Origin of the sequence: Bradyrhizobium altum (assembly GCF_020889705.1) — a bacterium.
GTDB lineage: Bacteria > Pseudomonadota > Alphaproteobacteria > Rhizobiales > Xanthobacteraceae > Bradyrhizobium > Bradyrhizobium altum.
In genome coordinates, this window is record NZ_JACMYP010000484.1 from 1 (window position 1) to 2994 (window position 2994).

Annotated in this window: 5 protein-coding genes; 3 read left to right on the forward strand and 2 right to left on the reverse strand. The window is 64.7% G+C overall.

The window, feature by feature from the left end:
• Positions 1-162 precede the first annotated feature (162 nt).
• The gene (locus H8B02_RS46580; protein WP_229172417.1) at positions 163-873 is read right to left on the reverse strand and encodes a hypothetical protein; all 711 of its coding nucleotides are present in this window, start codon (positions 871-873) and stop codon (positions 163-165) included.
• A gap of 219 nt (positions 874-1092) precedes the next feature.
• Between H8B02_RS46580 and H8B02_RS46585 the strand changes: the two genes are divergently transcribed.
• On the forward strand, positions 1093-1422 hold the full coding sequence (locus H8B02_RS46585; RefSeq protein ID WP_229172418.1) for a DUF6949 family protein: 330 nt from the start codon (positions 1093-1095) through the stop codon (positions 1420-1422).
• A gap of 91 nt (positions 1423-1513) precedes the next feature.
• Positions 1514-2044, forward strand: a complete 531-nt coding sequence (locus tag H8B02_RS46590; RefSeq protein WP_092115174.1) for a gamma carbonic anhydrase family protein — start codon at positions 1514-1516, stop codon at positions 2042-2044.
• A gap of 4 nt (positions 2045-2048) precedes the next feature.
• On the opposite strand, the gene H8B02_RS46595 is transcribed toward H8B02_RS46590, so the two are convergent.
• Complete coding sequence (locus H8B02_RS46595) at positions 2049-2303, reverse strand: hypothetical protein (RefSeq protein WP_229172419.1); 255 nt, start codon at positions 2301-2303, stop codon at positions 2049-2051.
• Positions 2304-2390: 87 nt separating this feature from the next.
• Here H8B02_RS46595 and H8B02_RS46600 point away from each other — a divergent pair, with 87 nt between their 5' ends.
• Positions 2391-2702 (forward strand): hypothetical protein, encoded by a 312-nt coding sequence (locus H8B02_RS46600; RefSeq protein ID WP_229172420.1) that lies wholly within the window; start codon positions 2391-2393, stop codon positions 2700-2702.
• The last annotated feature ends 292 nt before the right edge of the window (positions 2703-2994 follow it).

Genomic DNA, 2994 nt, shown 5'->3' on the forward strand with positions numbered 1-2994 from the left:
CCTCCGACGCTTGGCAACCCGTTATGACAGGCGAACCGCCAACTTTACCGGCTTCATCCATCTCGCAGCCGCAATGATCTGGATGCAATGAATGTCGATCGGTCCTAGGGCCGTCATTGCGAGGAACCCGCGGAGCGGCGTCGCTCCGCCGCAATGACGGCGTTACCCCTTCGCGCTGTGCATCTGCGCGGAGAGGCGGTTCATCGCGGTGGCGATGTCGCGCCATTGCGCAAGCCAGCTGCGTGGAAAGCGGAAGGTCAGATCGGCGCCCTCGATGCGCTGCTCACTCAGGCACATGCCGGGCGTCGAGGTGTCGCGCGTGCAGCGCGCGATCAGCTGCGGCTCGGTCGCGGTGAACAGGTCCTCGCCGCCATAGGGCGTGCCGTCGCGGAACGCGCGTGCCGTCAGGCCGTCATCGGTGTTCGCACGCTCGTCGAGATAGCGCGGATAGATCGTACGCAGCCGCATGTCCGGCGCGAGTGAATCGTGATGTGCCGCGATCGACACGAAGATCCTGTCGATCGGCTGCACCTTGTCCTCGACCGTCTCGGCGCTGTAGTGCTTCGGCGCGGCAGGCGCCGCCAGCGACGGATAGAGGAAGCTCAGATCGACGCGCTCCTGCGGCCCGGAGTGGCGCTGGATCTTCATTCGCACGGCCATGGTCGGCACGTTGAACAGCGTGCCGCCGACGCTCACCGGCAGCCGCGACGGATCGCTCGGCGGGACGGTCGTATAGGTCGGCCACAGCAGATAGGCGACGAGCGCAATTGCACCGGCGGCGATGACTGCCGAGGCGATGATCGGAACGAGATGCGCGCGCGGATTGCGGCGGGTGTCGCGGGCGAGATGCTGGGCGGTCGAGAGTAGCGTCATGAGCGAGGCAATGAGCAGGTAGGGAGTGGCCGAATCACCTGCCGAATATGCCACGTGACGCGGAATTTCCGTACGATTCCAATGGAATCCCGCAGCGAATGGCCACGCGCAAACGCCGCGCCGGGCGCTACCGGTTAACCTTTCCTTAAGGATGATGTGGCGGCCCGCCGCCAATTCTGCGAAGCAGGGTGAGTGGCCTGTTGCGTAGCGGAAGTTCCGATGTCGCCCGATACCTTGAATTCCCTGTTCTCGCTCTTCATCGGCTTCGCGCTCGCCGGCGCATTGGCCAGCGGTTATCAGGCGATGGCGGAGCGTCCGGCCGGCTTCGGCCTGCTGCAGGAGGGCGCGGCGCCGAGGACCTTCGCGGCGGTCCCGTTTCTCGTCTTCGCTGCACCGTTCATCATCATGCGCAACACGCTGCGTGGTGCGCGCATCGAGCGCCGCCGTTTCGAGTTCGTGATGATGGCAACCGTCATCTCCGGCTTCTGGAGCCTGATGTCCGGCACCTTCTTCGTGATGACGCTGCGCGCTGCCGGCGTGATCGGGTGATCCGCTCATGATCCGCGCCGGATCATGACTGCACTTGCTTGAAACCAAGTCGTCCGCTGTGCCAAGGTCACCTTGATTCAGGGAGACCTCTATGGCGATCTACGAACTCGACGGGCAGGGGCCCGATCTTCCCGCCGACGGCAGCTACTTCATCGCCGACAATGCCGTTGTGATCGGCAAGGTGCGCCTCAAATCCGCGGCGAGCGTCTGGTTCGGCGCCGTGCTGCGCGGCGACAATGAGTGGATCGAGATCGGCGAAGGCTCCAACGTCCAGGACAATTCGACCCTGCATGTCGATCCCGGCTTTCCCCTGACCATCGGCAACAACGTCACGATCGGCCACAATGCGATCGTGCACGGCTGCACGCTGGAAGACGGCGTGCTGATCGGGATGGGATCGATCGTGATGAACGGCGCGCGCATCAGGCGCGGCAGTGTCGTCGGCGCTGGCTCCGTCATCACCGAGGGCAAGGAGTTTCCGGAAAATTCCCTGATCATCGGCGCGCCCGCGCGCGTGGTGCGCACGCTGGACGCCGCGCAGGCGGAGGCTTTGTCGCGGCCGGCGAAGTCCTATGCGATCCGGGGCCCGCAGTACAAAGCCGGACTGAAGAAGATCGGCTGAAGCCTCAGCGCTTCCGGCCCTGCTTGCGTGCGCGCTTCGGTGTTGCGGGGCCCGGCTTCGCTGCTTCCCGCAGCCCTGCTGTCTCCTGAAGTCTCGCGCTCTTGCGCAGCGCATCCTTCAGGTCGATCGGAATACCGTGCTTCTTGAGGAGGTCGGCGAAGGCCTCGTCCGCGAGCTCCTGCAACGTCGCCATCCGGTCGCGCCCAAGCTGCTTCAGCTTGTCGGCAGTGTCGTCGTCAAACTCGATCAGCTTGCGCAAATTGCATTGCTCCCAAACTGTATTGCCCCAACGCCTGTGGGAACCGGCGTTTTGCGGACCCGTTGATGTCCGCAAGGGAGAATTGCCATGCGCAAATTATCCGTCACCGTCGCGTCAGCGACAATCGCGATTCTGCTGGCACCCACGATTACCGTTGCTCAAGGTACTGGAAGCGGCACTGGGAGCGGGAGCCCCTCGTCAGCCAGCCCGACATCGCCGCAAGTCGCGTCACCGCCGCCCGGCACCAACAGCGCCGGCACGGCGCAATCCTCCGGCCGGCTGAATACCGGTGAGGGCGTCACCACCGGCACGGCGTCGAGCGAGAGCATCGACAGGGCGATCGCCGACGAGAACAGGACGGTCGACCGCCGGGTCAATGGCATCTGCCGCGGCTGCTAACTTTTGACGGCTGCGCCTTTGATGAACGCGGGTCGCGCAGAAGTGAGCGTGACACAAGCGCGCGGTCGAAGCCACGGTCCTACATTGAGTTAGCATGCGCGGGACGCGGCGGAGGAGGCTTGCAGAGAAAAGCCTTGGAAAGAGGAGTGACGGGTGATGTTGCGTAAAGCGATGATTGCCTTGCTGGCGACGGCCACGGTCGGCCTGTTCACGGTCGATGCCGCGTCGGCGCGCGGTGGCTTCGGCGGGGGCGGCTTCCACGGTGGCGGCGGCTTCCATGGTGGTGGCGGCT

Coding starts and splice junctions, on each gene's coding strand:
- H8B02_RS46585 (WP_229172418.1), top strand. CDS start 1,093: ATGTCGCCCGATACCTTGAATTCCCTGTTCTCGCTCTTCATCGGCTTC.
- H8B02_RS46590 (WP_092115174.1), top strand. CDS start 1,514: ATGGCGATCTACGAACTCGACGGGCAGGGGCCCGATCTTCCCGCCGAC.
- H8B02_RS46580 (WP_229172417.1), bottom strand. CDS start 873: ATGACGCTACTCTCGACCGCCCAGCATCTCGCCCGCGACACCCGCCGC.
- H8B02_RS46600 (WP_229172420.1), top strand. CDS start 2,391: ATGCGCAAATTATCCGTCACCGTCGCGTCAGCGACAATCGCGATTCTG.